This is a genomic window from Rhodopirellula sp. J20-39 (assembly GCF_057365095.1).
Genome location: NZ_CP195123.1, coordinates 3,272,711 through 3,289,492, shown reverse-complemented (window position 1 = coordinate 3,289,492; position 16,782 = coordinate 3,272,711). Strand labels below are relative to the sequence as shown.

Sequence of the window (16,782 nt, the reverse complement as noted above, 5' to 3'; positions counted from 1 at the left end):
CGACTCCTATGTCTCACTACCTAGCTATTGACCAAAGTACTTCCGCGACCAAAGCATTGTTATTCAATGCTTCCTGGGAACTCGTATCCAAGTCATCCCGAGAACATCGACAGATTTATCCGCAAGCGGGTTGGGTCGAACACGACGCCGAGGAAATTTGGCAAAACACGCTCGCCGTCGTGAAGGAAGTTGTCTCCGGCCATAAACAACCGACACGGCTGAGCATCTCGAACCAGCGAGAAACGATTGTCGTCTTCGATCGCGCATCCGGCCGACCGCTGTATAACGCGATCGTTTGGCAGTGCCGTCGCGGCGATGCGATCTGCAGACAACTGAAGGCGGAACATCACGAAGAAGACGTACGTCAGCATACCGGGTTGGTAATCGACACCTACTTTTCAGCGTCCAAATTGCGATGGTTGACCGAAAACGTTCCCGCGATCAAACGAGCCTTTGCCAATGGCACAGCGTTGGTTGGGACAATCGACACCTACCTGATCTATCGCCTAACCAAAGGCCAAGTTTTTGCCACCGATCACACCAACGCGAGTCGCACGCTGCTGTACGATATTGTTGATTTGCGGTGGAGTGAATCGTTGTGTGATCTGTTTCAAGTTCCGATCACGTCCCTTGCCGAAATCCGCGACTCCAACTCGCATTTCGGAGAAACGGACATTGACGGTATTTTAGGTTCACCCATTCCAATCCGTGGCGTGATGGCTGATTCGCAAGCCTCGCTGTTTGCCATGGGTTGCCATCGCGTTGGCGATACGAAGATCACATTCGGGACGGGGTCTTCACTGTTATTGAACGTAGGCTCCAAAGTCCCTACGCCGTATGACGGCACTGTTGGCACGATCGCGTGGGTAATCGACGGCCAACCAACTTATTGTCTCGAGGGAATCATCAGCTACTCGGCCGCAACTCTGCAGTGGCTAAAAAATCAGTTGCAGATGATCGATTCTTACGCCGAAACGCAAGCACTCGCCGAGTCCATCGATAATAATGCGGGCGTCTATTTGGTCCCCGCCTTTGCAGGTCTGAGCGCGCCGTATTGGTCTCCGGATGCCCGAGCCGCTATCGTCGGTTTAACACCTAGTGCCAATCGAGCTCACTTGGTCCGGGCCGCTTTAGAATCGATCGCCTACCAGGTTCGCGACGTGCTCGAAATGATGCGAGAACAGACGGGTGTCGCGATTCGATTGATTCATGCGGACGGTGGTGCCACGTCTAACAATTTCTTGATGCAGTTCACCGCTGACATGATCGACGCCGAAGTACAAACGAGCCTTGTCGCGGAATCATCACCGCTCGGTGCGGTGTTGTGCGGGGCGATCGGTTCGGAAGTTTTATCGCTTCAGCAACTGAAACTTCCGGGCGTCGCGCGGTGTTACAACAGAGAGATGTCGGAGGAAACGGCTGACGACAGCTACGCGGGTTGGAAGCTCGCCGTTCAGAGTGTTATCGTCACAGTGCCGCCGATTCGTTTGCCCCAACCCGAATCGACATCGACGAAAAAGAAGACGGCCGTTCTCGCGAGTGCATAGCAGTTCAGCACGATTTGCGAGACAACCCTTTATCCACCATTCGCTTTACATGATCTTCAAGGAATATCTGGTGATGATTGAGAGTCTTACGAAACCGAAACCATTGTTCGCCTCGTTCGCGGCATTGGCCGCTTGCCTCGCCATGGTGGTCGGCTGCTCTCCATCCACGTCTGAACCAACGGATATTTCGATCCACGAAACCGCCAACTCCACCATCACCGACCATTCGGGAAAGGGAAAAGCGGCCCCATCGAACAACAAGAAGATCGCCGTCATTATCTCTACGCTGAATAACCCTTGGTTTGTTGTCCTGGGCGAGACCGCTCGTGATCGTGCCATCGAACTCGGCTATGAAGCCACGTTGTTTGACTCACAAAACGACACCTCGAAAGAGGCATCCCACTTCGACAACGCCATTGCTGTGGGATATGGTGCTATCCTGTTCAATCCCACCGACGCGGAAGGCTCCGTCGCGAACGTCAGGCGAGCGAAGGAAGCGGGTATCCCTGTGTTTTGCATCGATCGCGAAATCAGTTCCACCGACGCGGCGACCGCCCAACTGCTGTCCGATAACTATTCGGGCTGTGTCGAGCTAGGCAAATACTTTATCCAAACCGTGGGCAAGGAAGGGAAGTACGTCGAGCTTTTGGGATTGGTCGGCGACAACAACACCTGGAATCGTTCCAAAGGATTCCACAGTGTTGTCGATCGTTACAAGTCGATGGAAATGGTCGCTCAACAATCGGCGGACTTCGATCGCAACAAAGCCCTGGAAGTGATTGAGTCCATGTTGCAATCGCACGATGACATTGATGCGGTGTTCTGCGGAAACGACGCGATGGCGATGGGCGCGTACCAGGCGTTGCTCGGGGCCGGAAAGGCAGATCAAGTTAAGATCTTCGGTTACGACGGATCTGAAGATGTTGTCAAAGCGGTCGCAGATGGCAAAATTGCAGCGACGGTGATGCAGTATCCCAAGCTGATGGCGAAGACGGCCGCTGAATTCGCAAACGAATATTTGGCGAACGGCAAACGCGACTTTCAACAGAAGATCCCTGTGAACGTCGATCTAGTCACTCCGAAGAACATCGACAAGTTCGCTGGATACGGTAAGAAAGAGTGATGTCGGCGAAGAAGAAAATCGCTCGACTGGCCACCGGTCTGCTGGTGGTTTGCGTACTGCTCTATTTTTTCCCGTTGGTTCATATCCGCAAAATCGGATCGTCGAGAATTGCCAACGCGAATAGCAGTTCGCAAGCCAACCTGGCCGCGTCCAACGGTGCATCCCAAATCGATGTCTCTACGTTCATCGAAGCGTTGTGGACCAAGCAACTGCCCGAAGCGGCGGCTCGAGCGGCTCGCGTTGATGAGGTGCTCGCGTTGGCAGCAACGGATCCCGATGCCGCACGAAGAAAGTACGGCCGTCAAGTTGGCTTGGGTGGTCCCACGTTCTTCTTCTTACAAGGTCGCGGCCGAATCACGAACGTCAATGAAGACGAGTGCGAGGTGACCATCGACGGACCAACACAACCCGTTGTTCTGGAAATCGGAATCTTAGTCAACAACGCGATCCGCGATGCGACCGGACTGGCGAACGTTGGGGACTTCCCTAATTCGCAAGATTTCAATCAGCTATCAACCGAACTGAATTCCCGCTGCGAGGCCGATGTGATCGAGCGAGTCCGTGACCAACTTGTCATCGGAACCATGGTGGAGTTCGTCGGATGTGGCGAGGTCCGAGAAGACGACGATTTCAAACCATTGAAGCTGATTCCGGTGCAATTGCACACCGCCGCGGCAACGGAGCAGTCGGAATGACCGCGAATCCAGCCTCGGATGCTCCACAGCAAGCAATCCCAGTACTCGCCGGACGTGGCATCGTCAAGAAATACCCCGGCGTGGTCGCTCTCAACAACGTCAACTTTGACATTCGAGCAGGCGAAGTTCATGGGTTGATTGGTGAAAACGGTGCTGGCAAGACGACGCTCATGCACATCTTGGCTGGTGCACAGCAACCTACCGAAGGCGAGATCCTTTTAGATGGGCAACCGGTTCAGTTTGCCAATACGAGCGAAGCACTGCAGCACCGCATCAGTATTGTCTATCAAGAACTGAACCTGATTCCGTATCTGTCCGTTGCGGAGAATATTTTTCTGGGCCGCGAAATATTGAAAGGGACCGGCCTGATCGACGCCGCGACACAAAACCAACGCTGCAAGGAACTACTTGCGCCGCTGGATCCGACGATTGATCCGCGAGCGAGACTGAACACACTACGGGTTGGTCAACAACAAATCGTGGAAATCGCCAAGTCGCTCAACGCCAAAGCTCGCGTCATCTTCATGGACGAGCCCACATCGGCGATTAGTGACAGCGAAGTTGAAACGCTCTTTGAACTGATCGAATCGCTACGGAAGGATGGAATTTCGGTCGTCTACGTATCCCACAAATTGGACGAACTCCTGCGGATCACTGACCGCATCACGGTTCTTCGCGACGGCACGTTCGTCGACACCGTCCCAACATGCAATACGCGTCAAGACGAGATCGTACGCATGATGGTCGGACGCGATCTAAGCGAGATGTTCGTGCAGCACCAAACACCGATCGGCAAAGAAGTTCTGCGTGTCGAGTCACTCAGCCAACGATCACCGGTTGGCCAGCGGTTGCTCGTTGACGATGTATCGTTCGCGGTATCGTCCGGCGAAGTGCTGGGCATCTTTGGTTTGATGGGTGCCGGGCGAACCGAGTTGATGGAATCCATTTTTGGCATTCACCCGAAGACGACCAGTGGATCGATCTCGATCGACGGCGAACCTTGCGATATCCAATCGCCGGGCGTTGCGATGGCCCACGGGATCGGACTGGTTCCGGAAGATCGCAAGGAGCAGGGCTTGGTTTTAGGCATGAGCGTCGAGAACAACATCAGCCTTTCAAACATCGGATTAATCGAGAAGTTCGGTTTCCTTAGTCGAGAACTCGAGGATGTTCACGCGGTTCGCTACGCCGATCAACTCTCGATCAAAACACCGTGCGTCCGACAAACGGTCAAGACGCTCAGTGGTGGCAATCAACAGAAAGTAGTGCTGAGCCGCGTCCTGAGCACCCATCCGAGAGTACTGCTATTGGACGAGCCGACTCGAGGAATTGATATCAATGCCAAGCGAGAAATCTACGCACTGATTGATCAACTGAAACAACAAGGCATGGCAATCGTGGTTGTTTCTTCCGAGCTTCCAGAGTTATTAGGTATATCGGATCGAATGATCGTCATGTGCGAGGGCCGCAAGACGGCGGAGTTCCAACGAGGTGACGCCACGGAAGAAAACCTCATGCAAGCGGCTGTCCCTGGTTTTCAAGATATTGGTTTCCAAGATGCTGGTTTTCAGCAAACCGGGTTTGCTAATGGAGACAGCGTCGTATGAGTGAATCGTCAACGCCCGTCTTAAGGTTTATCAACCGCTTCCAATCACTGCTGGTGTTGGTGCTGTTGGTCATGGCCATGAGCTTGCTATCGGATCGTTTTCTGACGGCAGCGAACGGCTGGAACATCATGCGTCAGATATCGGTCAACGTTTGCTTGTCGATCGGCATGACCATGATCATCATCGCCGGCGGCATCGATTTGTCCGTCGGATCGATCCTAGCACTTGCCGGAGCGATCACAGCGGGGCTGATCAAGTCGCCGTTGGTTATCGAGCCGCTGGGCATTGAACTTGAGTTCACGGTTGCCGGCGGCATTGTTGCCGGACTCGCCGTGGGCATGTTCCTAGGTTGGTTCAACGGCCAGATGATCACGCGAGTTCGCATTCCACCGTTCGTCGCAACACTGGGCATGCTTAGCATCGCACGCGGCTTGACGATGTTGTGGACGAAAGGATTCCCCATCACGGGCCTTGGATCCACGTTTGCCATCATCGGCACGGCTAGCTTTCTTGGTGCTCCCGTTCCCGTTTGGATTGCCGGGATGCTGGCGGTGGGATTCATGGTGATCACCAACAAAACTCGATTTGGGCGTTACATCTATGCGGTGGGCGGCAACGAACAAGCCGCGCGTCTTTCCGGCTTGAATGTTGATCGCATCAAACTTTGGATCTACACGCTCGCCGGAGGACTCTCTGCGGTAGCGGGATTGATCGTGACTTCGCGTCTGGATTCGGCACAACCCAACGCCGGCACCGGATACGAACTGGACAGCATCGCGGCTGTCGTGATTGGTGGCACCTCACTTTCGGGTGGACGCGGATCGATCTGGGGGACCGTTGTTGGTTGCCTAATCATTGGTGTCCTCAACTGCGGCTTGGTGCTGCTAAACGTGTCTCCATTTTGGCAACAGGTTGTCAAAGGAGTCGTGATCTTGGTGGCTGTCGCGATCGATCGACTCAAGAGCGGTGGAGAATAACGGCATGCCAACCACGGAAAGAATCAAGGCAACCTACCTGATTGAAACAGGGCTGGATCCCGAAGTCGCAGCCCAATCAATTGCTGGGGAACAGTCCAGTGGCACGTTCGTCAAAGTCCCCGGTGAAACGGAGGAACTGATCGAACGGTTCGCCGCACGGGTGGAGAGCGTTGATGTAATCGAATCGGTTGCCCAGCCCAGCCTTCCCGGACACCAGGTGCCAAGTGGTCTTTACTACCGCGCCAAAGTGGTTATCTCATGGCCGACCGACAACGTCGCTAACAACTTGCCTGTTTTGATATCGACGTTACAGGGCAATCTATACGAACTATCACAGCTTTCCGGTTTAAAGCTACTCGACGTCGAGCTTCCGGCTTCGTTCGCCGAGGCCTTCCGCGGTCCCCAATTCGGTATCGCTGGAACTCGAGATTTGACCGGCGTTCATGACCGACCACTGATCGGAACGATCATCAAACCGAGCGTGGGGCTGAGCCCTGCCGAAACAGCTCAACGTGTCAAAGAACTCGTCGCGGCAGGAGTCGACTTCATCAAAGATGACGAACTGATGGCGAATCCGCCTCACTCCCGACTCAGCGACCGCGTCGACGCAATCATGCCGGTCATCCTGGATCACGCTCAGCGGACGGGCAAAAAAGTCATGTACGCGTTCAACATCAGCGACGAACTTGACGCCGCCCAATGGCACTATGACAAAGTCGTCGGTGCCGGCGGCTCGTGTGTGATGATTAGCCTCAATACGGTCGGTTTGTCGGGCGTACAGAAACTCTGCGATCGTGGTGAGGTGCCTGTGCATGGCCACCGCAACGGATGGGGCATGCTCACACGTCATCCGCTTTTCGGGATGGAGTTCCCGGCCTATCAAAAATTGTGGCGACTGGCTGGTGTGGACCAGATCCACGTAAACGGAATCGCAAACAAGTTCTGGGAACCTGATGAGAGTGTCGTGCGATCGATCCAGGCATGCCAGGCTCCTGTGGCACCGGACACCGACTTTTCGGTACTGCCCGTGGTCTCGTCCGGTCAGTGGGGCGGCCAAGCGTTCGAGACCTATCGACTGACGCAAACCAAAGACCTGCTGTACCTAGCCGGTGGCGGAATCATGGCCCATCCCGATGGAATCGCGGGTGGCGTCGCCGCAATTCAGCAAGCTTGGTCCGCTGCGATCGCGGGTCGAACGCTAGAACAGACTGCCCAAACGCACACCGAGTTCAGGCACGCGGTGGAGAAGTTTGGCTGACATGTCCCGACTTCTCTTAACCTATTACGCCGACGACTTCACCGGTTCCACCGATGCGTTGGAGTGCCTTACCAAGGCGGGCGTGCGGACCGCGTTGTTCATCGATCCGCCGACACCCGAACAACTTCAACAACACGCTGATTTGCAAGCCATCGGGGTTGCAGGAAGCACACGTTGTCTGCCGACCGCCACTCTGGAAACGGAATTGCGATCAGCGTTTTCCATTTTGAACGATTTGGGTGCACAACATGTGCACTACAAAATTTGTTCGACGTTTGATTCCTCTCCACAGATCGGCAGCATCGGTCGAGCAATCGATGTCGGCACCGAAGTATTCAAGCCTTCGTTTGTTCCGCTCGCGGTCGCCGCACCTGAACTGGGACGTTACTGCGCCTTTGGCAACCTGTTTGCTCGCATGGGTATCGGCAGCCTGGGTGAGATCCATCGACTCGATCGACATCCAGCAACAAGCAATCATCCGATAACTCCAGCCGATGAAAGCGACTTGCGTCTGTACCTGGGCAGACAAACCAATCAAGCGATCGGGCTGTTCGATGTTTTGCGATACGAATTAGCGGTGAATGACGCAAGTGATTACCTTGACCAACTGACTCGTGATCATTCGATCGTCCTGTTCGATGCGATCTATCCGGAACACTTGCGCCGGATCGGCGCGTTGCTGAATTCACGAGTCACTGACCAACCGCTGTTTTCGGTAGGATCGTCCGCAATCGAAACCGCATTGGCGGCTTCTTGGCGTGAACAGGGGCTTCTCGAATCCGTTCCCACTTGGCCGCAACCTATCGAAGCGGCACCGTTGCTCGTGCTTTCGGGAAGCTGTTCCCCGGTCACTGCATCGCAGATTGACGATGCCGTCTCGCGTGGTTTCGTTTCCGTCGGACTCGATACCGAACGATTGGTGCAGACCGATCTTGCCGAAGCTGAAATTCATCGCGCGTCGCAGTCTGCATCCGAAGCTCTCGCGGGTGGCCGCAGCACGATCGTGCACACCGGATGCGGCCCCGATGATCCACGATTCAATGCGACTCGCCAACGAGTCGCTCAGGCAATCGGCGACCAAGAATCTGCCGTGATCGAAACCAGCAAACGACTCGGCGTTGCCCTCGGTGAAGTAGGCAGGCGTTGCTTGGAAGACACAAAAATATTGGAAAGCAAGAAGCTACAGCGAGTCTGTATCGCCGGTGGTGACACCTCATCCCATGTGGCGAGATCGCTGGGCATCGAAGCATTAGAAATGGTCGCTCCTCTATCACCAGGGGCACCGTTATGCCGAGCGATTGCAAAAGGTTCTGCCGACGGGGTCGAGTTCATCTTCAAGGGTGGCCAAGTTGGTGACCGGCATTTCTTTGAATCGGCGAGATTAGGCACACTTTATAAAGAGAGATGATTAGATGAGAGCGAAGACAAAAACCTTGGGCCTAATCCACACCTCCGCCACGCTTGTTCCCGTGTTTGCGGAATTGTGTGCAAAGCATTTGCCTCACATCGAAACGTTCAACATCGTCGACGATAGCCTTATCAAGGATGTCATTCGTCGCAATGAGCTCACTGACCAAACCGCATCGCGTGTGGGTGACTATGTCCGGCTCGCCGAATCGGCTGGTGCGGATCAAATTATCGTTACATGCTCCTCGATCGGTGCGGCGGTTGAAGCGGCCGCGTCCAAATTGAAGACGCCCGTCCTTCGCGTTGATCAACCGATGGCTGACCAAGCGGTTCGGCAAGCACGTCGCATTGGCGTGGTCGCCACGCTTCCAACGACGCTAGAGCCCACTGCCGACTTGGTGCGTCGTCGGGCGGCGACACTCGATCGCGATGTCACCATCCACACCAAACTTTGCGAAGGGGCATTCGCGGCCCTGATGAGCGGCGATACAGCGACGCATGACTCGGCGGTCGCGAAAGCATTAAGCGATCTGGCTCAACAGGTCGACCTGATTCTGTTGGCCCAGGCATCCATGGCTCGGGTCGTCGATCAGCTTGACGATTCCCAACGCACCGTACCGATTTTGGCCAGCCCAGGGACCGCGATTGAATACCTCAAGACGATTCTTTAGGAAGCTGAACCACCAGCAAATAGCGGGCGTGAGTTTTCTTTCCTGTAGGGAAACTGCCTGCAAAGAAACGGTCGCATCGAAAACCCAGACTGCGAACGTTCGGACCGTCTTTACGAAACGAACAACGAGGTCATCCGATTGGTTAAAACCCACGAACTACGCCGTATCGGATTATCCATCTCCGCGATTGCTGCAATAGGCCTGCTCGTCAGCGGCTCTCTCGGATCGGCCGCCTACTCACAAGCATTCGGTGCGACACTGTGTGTTGCCTTGGCTGTAAGCATCCGAGCGTTTCCAGGACTACGTGGGTTTCAGTTCACCGCATGGATCGTCGCGGCTTTCGTGCTCGCGATGATCTATCCCGAACGTTTCCTCAGTCTGATCATACCAGGCATAGGTGAGATTAACTTTCGACACCCCTGGTTGATCCTCGGTGTCGTCCAGTTGGTGATGTTCGGAATGGGCACGCAGATGCGAATTTCCGATTTGGCGGGAGTGATCAAGTCACCGCTTCCGGTTGGCATTGGACTGCTATGCCAGTTTTCAATTATGCCGCTACTCGGATTCGCGCTAGCGACTGCATTTCAGTTACCTCCGGAGATTACCGCCGGCGTGGTGTTGATTGGATCCTGTTCCAGCGGGCTTTCCTCCAACGTGATGGTTTACATGGCGAAAGGCAATATCGCGTTGTCGGTGACCCTGACTGCCGTCGCAACGCTGTGCTCTCCATTCATCACCCCGTTATGGATGAAGGTGCTAGCCGGCGAATTGATCGAAGTGAAATTCCTTCCCATGATGATCAACATTATCAAGATTGTGATCGTCCCCATCGGCGCGGCCTTCGTGCACGACCTTCTCAAACAATCTGACCGACCGGTTCGGCGAACCATCCACGGGGTTGCTCTTCTCGGCGTTGGGTGGCTCACTGTGCTTTGCTTGTGGCACCGCAACGGAGGTTTGCCGGAATCGTCGGCGCAGTGGTTGGTACTCAGCGGCTTCATCGCAGGCGCGATCATCTTCGGAGTCGCCTATCGTTACCTCATTGCCGTGCGTCCAGAAATTGAAACCTGGATGCCCGCATTCTCGATGTTCGGCATCGTGTATTTCACGCTGGTAACAACCGCTGCCGGGCGAAACGCACTGATGGACATCGGCGTGTGGTTGTTCATGGTCGCGGTCCTTCACAACGTACTGGGCTACTGTTGTGGCTATGGCTTAAGCCGGTTGCTGGGTCTCGATTCGCAATCCGCACGCACGGTGGCGTTGGAAGTCGGATTACAAAACGGAGGCATGGCATCAGGCTTGGCCGGATCGATGGGAAAACTTGGCACCGTAGGCCTAGCGGCGGCCATCTTCAGTCCCTGGATGAACGTCTCCGGTTCCATCCTCGCCAACTACTGGCGTCGATCGTCCGTTGCGTTAACCGACGAGTCAAACACTCCACCGCAATAAACGCTTGTGCGACCTACCGACAAAGCGGAACTGACCGAATGCGGCGTTTTGTACTCTTCGTCAAACTCAGACGATGCCTCGGGCAATTCGTGTGTCCTCGCTGACGCAGCCATGTCTGGACGTGGTGAAGCAATGATCGTTCGTCTTCACAACGAGATCGCTGGCCCGGTTTGCTCGTTCGTTTTGCGTGTACAGCGTTACCCTTTCATTGCAACGCCGACGATAGAGAACCCACATGCGTTCGCCCCGAGGGTTCGAATCTGAACCGCCGCTTTCGCCGCTGTTTGGGTGGCAAATCTCGCTCATCGGAGCAAGTCGTTTCCGATTGCCGGCTCTACGACTCCCACGGTCAGTCTCAGGCATGACAAGCCGTTGAATCTCATCACGGTACACAGCAGCCGACGTGTGGTCCGGCCCCCTTACTTTGACGAAATATCGTTCAGATCTGGCCGCTCGCCCGCCTTCAATTCGCGGGAATTTCACACAAACCAGCCCTAACGGCGGCTTCAGCAACAGGAAAACACCCCCTAATTGGATGAATTTCATTAAAATTAAATACCGCAACCTCCTTTCCTGCAACAACTTACGAAACCCACTTCCCTTAAAGCGGCCTAGAGGTTCATTATTATCCATTGACCGGTCGATGCAAACTCATATGATCGGTCAAGTCGCAAAGCGATTTCCGTACTTCAATGAGTTCGGAAAGAGAACCGTCGACTGACGGTGAACGAAGCTTGGCTAAGCGATGGTTGCGATTGCCGCTGTTGGAAACAAATGGTGGGAAGACTTTTTTGGGGCTGATTAATACAGCAATCGTAGCTGGTTCTTTATTCTGAAAATTCACTTGGAGACGAACGATGAAAGCTAGACGTCAGGGGTTTACGCTAGTCGAACTGCTAGTAGTAATTGCAATTATTGGTGTATTAGTTGGTCTTCTGTTGCCAGCAGTCCAAGCCGCACGGGAAGCAGCACGCCGCATGAGCTGCAGTAACAACTTCAAGCAGATTGGGCTTGGAATTCACAACTACCATAGTGCGTTCAAGCAACTACCCACGCAAAAGAGTGGCACGAGCGGGTTCGCAAGTACGAGCGGAGTAAAGTTGCCCGGTTCGGAAGTTTGGTGGGACGCAAGTCTTGTCAAGAACAACGAACAACTGAGCTTCCTGGTTGGATTGACACCTTTCGTGGAAGGTCAAGCTCTATGGGAGCAAATCAGCAATCCCAATGCTCTTAACACCAACGGCAGCAATGGTACATGGGAAGCTATGGGACCGACTCCTGAGAATGCGAGCTACGGTCCGTGGTCGACTGAGATCCCAACCTTCCGATGCCCAAGCGACCCCGGCGTCGGGCTGCCTGCGTTTGGACGAACGAACTACGCTGCCTGTCTCGGTGACAGTGCTTGCCGAACGAGTGATGGTGGTCGACGAGATGAGCTAGACATCAGCAGTGGTACAGCCAACTACGCCCGTACCGCATGCCGTGGTGTCTTCGTTCCTCACGGTAAGGCTGCGTTCCGAGACATCCTTGATGGACTCGCAAACACGATCATGGCCGGCGAGATCACGACCGATCTTGGCGACAATGACACTCGTACGAATCCGAAAACAGGGATGAACATTCGTGACAATGCTCACGACGTTCCAAGTAAAACCTACGATGGCCGAGATTCCAGCCGCCCTCAATTCTGGGACACCGGTGCCGTCACGACTCTGCAATCCATCTCGACCTTTGGTGCCGGTACAGGCCGTGGTTACCGATGGGCAGACGGAAACCCCGTCTATACCGGAATGATCACAGTCTTGCCACCTAACGCACCGGTTGGATTGATCATGTGTCCTGCTGGAAGTGACAACATTCAAGACAAGACTCTTAACGACCCAAGCCTATCGGCTTACTCAGGCGGTTACATGACGCCAAGCAGCCGTCACCAAGGTGGTGTCCACGTGTTGATGGGAGACGGAGCGGTCAAGTTCATCACCGATTCGATCGAGGCCGGCAACCAAAACAAGGCTTGCACCAAGGGCAGCACATCGAAACCTGGCTACTCCAGCTTCTACGGTTTGTGGGGTGCACTCGGAACGAAGGCCAACCGTGAGGTCATCGACGAAGAGTTCTAGGTTCCGCGATTTATCGTAACCATCGTCCACTCGGGTCTTCACAAGAAGGCCCGAGTTTTTTTGTGCTATCAAGAATAGCCGACGACCAATTTCCTCTCATGCATCGCTGACTGGGCTGACTTTATGAAAACGCGACCTACTCTTCTTGTTGGTATAGCACTCGTGTTTTCGACGCAGTTTGCGGAAGCGACTGATCATTGGGTCGAAGATGCAAGCTCCCTTAACACGATCGTTAAATCTGTGAAAGCTGGCGACTCGATCGTATTTGCTGCCGGTGAATGGAGGGACGTGGACATCAAGTTTGCGAATCTTCCTGGTACATCCGACGCCCCCATCACCGTGCGTGGTCACGCATTAGGCAAGACCATCATCACCGGTGCCTCTACCTTTCGCTTCTCCGGTCAACACGTGGTGGTTCAAGACTTCGTGTTTCGTGACCTGACCAAGATCAAGGATGCCGTTCAATTCCGCTCCGACAGCAAAACGCTTGCATCACACTGCCGGCTAACCCAATGCGTGTTTGATCAACCCAATCAACTGCAACAAAAATCCCAATCAACACATTGGGTAGCCATTTTCGGTTCGTACAACCGGATCGATCACTGCTATCTAGGTGGCAAATCCAACTTAGGAACGACTTTGGTAGTTAGGGTCAACGAAGGATCGGGCCATCACCGGATCGATCATAATCATTTCGGACCGCGGCCCGAACTTGGGGAAAACGGTGGCGAAACGATTCGAGTTGGCACGAGCGATGTTTCCGAGTCTGACTCGTTCACGATCGTGGAAGAAAACTACTTCGAAGCATGCGATGGTGAGATTGAGATCATCTCCAACAAATCGTGCGAGAACATATACCGCCGCAACGTTTTCGATCGTTGTGCGGGAACACTCACGCTACGCCATGGCCACCGATGCCTCGTTGAGAAGAACCTATTCCTGGGACATGGAAAGCGAAACACGGGTGGCGTTCGTGTGATCGGGAAGGATCATGTTGTCCAAAACAACTACTTTCAGGGCTTAACAGGAACATCCGCTCGGGCAGCAATCTCTTTGTACTGCGGGATCCAGAACTCTCCGCTCAACGGGTACGCTCCGGTCCAAAACACGAGAATCCTGCACAACACGGTGATCGATTGCGATTCGTCACTGGAAATCGGAGCAGGCGAAAAACCCGGACGGCAGGTCTACCCGAAAGACTGTTTAATCGCTGGCAACCTGTTCGTCACCTTGGATAACGCAAAAGCGGAACACCCGATTATGCGAACCGGGCTCGCACTGTCAACGATTCGCTTCGCTGACAATGCGAGCGTTTCACAACTTTCGCCGCATGCGAAAGACAAACCGATCGAGTGCCGGCGCGTTCAGATGTCATGGAAACAGGATGATGCCGGACTGATGCGTCCGTCGACAAACGAAGGTCTACAAACGAACGCTGAATCATTGGTCGCGGATGACATGGATGGCGACAAGCGGCCACCGTTCCCAACCATCGGATGCGACGAACCGAGTTCGAATCACGCTACCTTCCCCCTAGATGACACAGTGGGCCCAGGATGAAAGTTTTTAATCTCGGCTCAGCGCCCCATGCCGCCAGACGCAACCGATGCATGAACGTCAAACGCTGGTCGATCGCAACCGTCCTGCTGAACCTGACAATCACAGTAACTCTGCCTGTGGTCGGCAACGATCACACGATTCGATCCGCGGATGATTTGGAAACCCTGATCGAGTCCAATCTTGTGAAACCGGGCGATGTGATCGTCTGGGCAAATGGAGAGTACCGCGATGTAGAGATCAACATTGACGGGCCTGATGGAACGGAGGCTTCTCCAATTACTCTTCGAGTCAATCAACCGGGGCAAGTCGTGTTTCGGGGCGAAAGCGAACTGAGAGTCGGAACTCAGTGGTGGACGATCGAAGGATTCCACTTCGATGGCGGTCCCGCAGACGCCGATGCTCATCGCGATACGAACGCATATAACTCAGTCCAGTTTCGCAGCAATGGCGGCCGGGGAGCCGAACATGTCACCCTAAGAAACTGTGCGATGACAAACCTGCACGGCGATGATGACACATCGAAGTGGGTGCTGTTGTACGGACGCTACAACACGATCGAGCACTGTACCTTCAGCGGAAAGAACCAGAAGGGTGCGATGCTAACCATCGAGCTGGGCAAATTGGCGGCGGGCCAAACTGCCGAGCACTTGATCCAGTTCAACCACTTCGCTGACGTTGCGTTTCAAGAAGGAAGTGACAATGAAACCATTCGCGTTGGTTACAGCGGAGACCAAAACAAGCCCGCTCGCTGCGTAGTGAAGAGCAACTTATTCGTTCGATGCGACGGCGAAAACGAAATCATCAGCAACAAGTCCAGTCACAATCGGTACGAAGCCAATACATTTCGCCAATGCGAAGGTGCGTTGGTGCTTCGACACGGCCACCACGCCTCTGTCGCTGGAAACTACTTCTTTGGTGACGGCGCGAAGAACAGCGGTGGAGTTCGCATCAGTGACAGCCATCATGTGATCGTCAACAACTACTTCCACGATCTCACCGGCATGGCCTGGAATGCTGCGTTATCCGTTTTAGGAGGCAGAGAACCGTCGGGCGGTTCAGGGAATGGTTACCAGGCTGTCGATGAGATTACCGTTGCCCACAACACATTCGTGAACTGCAGACGCAGCATCTTCTTAAACAGTGCGAAAGGCAAACGCGCACCCAGTGGCGTTTTCGCGAACAATCTCGTCGCCAGTACCGCAGGTCCGTTGTTGAAAGCGGACCTGCCGATTAGCCAGCTGCAGTGGAAGGGAAACCTCATGTTCAGCGACTTGTCTATTCCTGACGCCGCGTCATCGCAAGAGGATCCAGGCATGGTACTGGCGGAAGGTCGCTATCGACCAACCAATCAAGACACCGTCGAGAACCAAGCTGCACCACTCCATTTCGAAGTGGCACGGGACATCGAAGGCAAAACACGCCCCGCTTCCGGAGCGGACATTGGAGCGGAAGAGATTTCAGGAGCCTCTGGACCGGCCATCTCACTCCCTCTGACGCCAAGCGATGTCGGCGTCAATTTCCCGCTAGGCAATCGCCGGCCATAACACTTCTAATCTACGACAGTGGCTCCCCTCCGGAGTCAAACGCAACACGGAACCGCCCCGGAGGGGCCGTCTTCGTTAGCTCGGCGGGGAAGCCCCGAGAAACAAAACATCCCCAGTTCTTCTACGCCCCCGGACGGGGCCGGCATCGAACTCGATCCTGTCTCTGTAATCCCATCGACTTGGCAAGTTCCCATGGCTTACACCAATTTGCGCGTCCATTTCGTCTGGAGCACCAACGACCGGAGCAGATTGATCGACGAAACATTCGAGAATGACCTCTACGCGTATATCGGAGGCATTCTTCGCAATCGAAAACACGTGCTCTTGGCCGCCGGAGGGATTGAAGACCACATCCATTTGCTGGTGGGAATACATCAATCGCAATCGATTGCCGATTGTGTCCGTGATGTAAAATCAAACTCAAGCAGTTGGATACACGATCACTTTTCGAAACTGCAATCACTTCAGTGGCAGACAAAATATGGAGCCTTCTCCGTCAGTCAATCTTCCGTCGACTTAGTTAAAGGCTACATCGGAAAGCAGAAGGAGCACCACAAAACAATTTCTTTCGACGACGAGTTTCAACGGATGTTGCGAAAGCACGGCATCAAATTCGATGAACGTTTTTTTCCGAATGAATGAGGTTTGGGTGACGACGGCCCCTTCCGGGGCGAATCAATTTGTACAAACGCGTCTCGGGGCGTATGCCCCGAGCTACCAACGTCAACTCCTCCGGAGTCATGGGTAACGAGAATCTGCCCCGGAGGGGCCATCTTCGTTAGCCCGGGGCGGAAACCCCGAGCCCCGACAAACAAACATCC

At 54.2% G+C, this 16,782-nt stretch carries 13 protein-coding genes; all 13 read left to right on the top strand.

Features of this window, described 5'->3' with window-relative positions; translation table 11 throughout:
• The first annotated feature begins 8 nt into the window (after positions 1–8).
• The 13 genes from ACR3ZL_RS11950 (at position 9) to tnpA (ending at position 16,603) form a co-directional block, all read left to right on the top strand.
• Positions 9–1,547 (top strand): FGGY family carbohydrate kinase, encoded by a 1,539-nt coding sequence (locus tag ACR3ZL_RS11950; protein WP_473652918.1) that lies wholly within the window; start codon positions 9–11, stop codon positions 1,545–1,547.
• Between the two features lie 73 nt (positions 1,548–1,620).
• Positions 1,621–2,670: a substrate-binding domain-containing protein gene (locus tag ACR3ZL_RS11945; RefSeq protein WP_486173483.1), complete on the top strand. Its 1,050-nt coding sequence runs from the start codon at positions 1,621–1,623 to the stop codon at positions 2,668–2,670.
• On the top strand, positions 2,670–3,365 hold the full coding sequence (locus ACR3ZL_RS11940; RefSeq protein ID WP_473652921.1) for a DUF2291 family protein: 696 nt from the start codon (positions 2,670–2,672) through the stop codon (positions 3,363–3,365). Before ACR3ZL_RS11945 ends, ACR3ZL_RS11940 begins: the two co-directional genes overlap by 1 nt.
• The gene (locus ACR3ZL_RS11935; protein ID WP_473652922.1) at positions 3,362–4,972 is read left to right on the top strand and encodes a sugar ABC transporter ATP-binding protein; all 1,611 of its coding nucleotides are present in this window, start codon (positions 3,362–3,364) and stop codon (positions 4,970–4,972) included. The genes ACR3ZL_RS11940 and ACR3ZL_RS11935 overlap by 4 nt, the downstream gene beginning before the upstream one ends.
• A complete protein-coding gene (locus tag ACR3ZL_RS11930; RefSeq protein WP_473652923.1) occupies positions 4,969–5,949 on the top strand; it encodes an ABC transporter permease in 981 nt (326 codons plus the stop codon). Before ACR3ZL_RS11935 ends, ACR3ZL_RS11930 begins: the two co-directional genes overlap by 4 nt.
• A gap of 4 nt (positions 5,950–5,953) precedes the next feature.
• Positions 5,954–7,207, top strand: coding sequence for a ribulose-bisphosphate carboxylase large subunit family protein (locus ACR3ZL_RS11925; protein WP_473652924.1), 1,254 nt, complete (start codon positions 5,954–5,956; stop codon positions 7,205–7,207).
• Position 7,208: 1 nt separating this feature from the next.
• Positions 7,209–8,615: a four-carbon acid sugar kinase family protein gene (locus tag ACR3ZL_RS11920; protein ID WP_473652925.1), complete on the top strand. Its 1,407-nt coding sequence runs from the start codon at positions 7,209–7,211 to the stop codon at positions 8,613–8,615.
• Between the two features lie 4 nt (positions 8,616–8,619).
• Positions 8,620–9,285, top strand: a complete 666-nt coding sequence (locus ACR3ZL_RS11915; protein WP_473652926.1) for an aspartate/glutamate racemase family protein — start codon at positions 8,620–8,622, stop codon at positions 9,283–9,285.
• 138 nt (positions 9,286–9,423) lie between these two features.
• Positions 9,424–10,737, top strand: coding sequence for a bile acid:sodium symporter family protein (locus ACR3ZL_RS11910; protein WP_473652927.1), 1,314 nt, complete (start codon positions 9,424–9,426; stop codon positions 10,735–10,737).
• Positions 10,738–11,594: 857 nt separating this feature from the next.
• Positions 11,595–12,857 (top strand): DUF1559 family PulG-like putative transporter, encoded by a 1,263-nt coding sequence (locus tag ACR3ZL_RS11905; RefSeq protein WP_473652929.1) that lies wholly within the window; start codon positions 11,595–11,597, stop codon positions 12,855–12,857.
• Between the two features lie 162 nt (positions 12,858–13,019).
• Positions 13,020–14,417: a polysaccharide lyase 6 family protein gene (locus ACR3ZL_RS11900; RefSeq protein ID WP_486173482.1), complete on the top strand. Its 1,398-nt coding sequence runs from the start codon at positions 13,020–13,022 to the stop codon at positions 14,415–14,417.
• 50 nt (positions 14,418–14,467) lie between these two features.
• Positions 14,468–15,961 (top strand): polysaccharide lyase 6 family protein, encoded by a 1,494-nt coding sequence (locus tag ACR3ZL_RS11895; protein ID WP_473652931.1) that lies wholly within the window; start codon positions 14,468–14,470, stop codon positions 15,959–15,961.
• Positions 15,962–16,153: 192 nt separating this feature from the next.
• A complete protein-coding gene (tnpA, locus tag ACR3ZL_RS11890; protein ID WP_473652932.1) occupies positions 16,154–16,603 on the top strand; it encodes an IS200/IS605 family transposase in 450 nt (149 codons plus the stop codon).
• Positions 16,604–16,782 lie beyond the last annotated feature (179 nt).

Excerpts from the sequence above, each read along its gene's own strand:
- ACR3ZL_RS11950 (WP_473652918.1), top strand. The coding sequence starts at position 9 with ATGTCTCACTACCTAGCTATTGACCAAAGTACTTCCGCGACCAAAGCA.
- ACR3ZL_RS11945 (WP_486173483.1), top strand. The coding sequence starts at position 1,621 with ATGATTGAGAGTCTTACGAAACCGAAACCATTGTTCGCCTCGTTCGCG.
- ACR3ZL_RS11940 (WP_473652921.1), top strand. The coding sequence starts at position 2,670 with ATGTCGGCGAAGAAGAAAATCGCTCGACTGGCCACCGGTCTGCTGGTG.
- ACR3ZL_RS11935 (WP_473652922.1), top strand. The coding sequence starts at position 3,362 with ATGACCGCGAATCCAGCCTCGGATGCTCCACAGCAAGCAATCCCAGTA.
- ACR3ZL_RS11930 (WP_473652923.1), top strand. The coding sequence starts at position 4,969 with ATGAGTGAATCGTCAACGCCCGTCTTAAGGTTTATCAACCGCTTCCAA.
- ACR3ZL_RS11925 (WP_473652924.1), top strand. The coding sequence starts at position 5,954 with ATGCCAACCACGGAAAGAATCAAGGCAACCTACCTGATTGAAACAGGG.
- ACR3ZL_RS11920 (WP_473652925.1), top strand. The coding sequence starts at position 7,209 with ATGTCCCGACTTCTCTTAACCTATTACGCCGACGACTTCACCGGTTCC.
- ACR3ZL_RS11915 (WP_473652926.1), top strand. The coding sequence starts at position 8,620 with ATGAGAGCGAAGACAAAAACCTTGGGCCTAATCCACACCTCCGCCACG.
- ACR3ZL_RS11905 (WP_473652929.1), top strand. The coding sequence starts at position 11,595 with ATGAAAGCTAGACGTCAGGGGTTTACGCTAGTCGAACTGCTAGTAGTA.
- ACR3ZL_RS11895 (WP_473652931.1), top strand. The coding sequence starts at position 14,468 with ATGAACGTCAAACGCTGGTCGATCGCAACCGTCCTGCTGAACCTGACA.
- tnpA (WP_473652932.1), top strand. The coding sequence starts at position 16,154 with ATGGCTTACACCAATTTGCGCGTCCATTTCGTCTGGAGCACCAACGAC.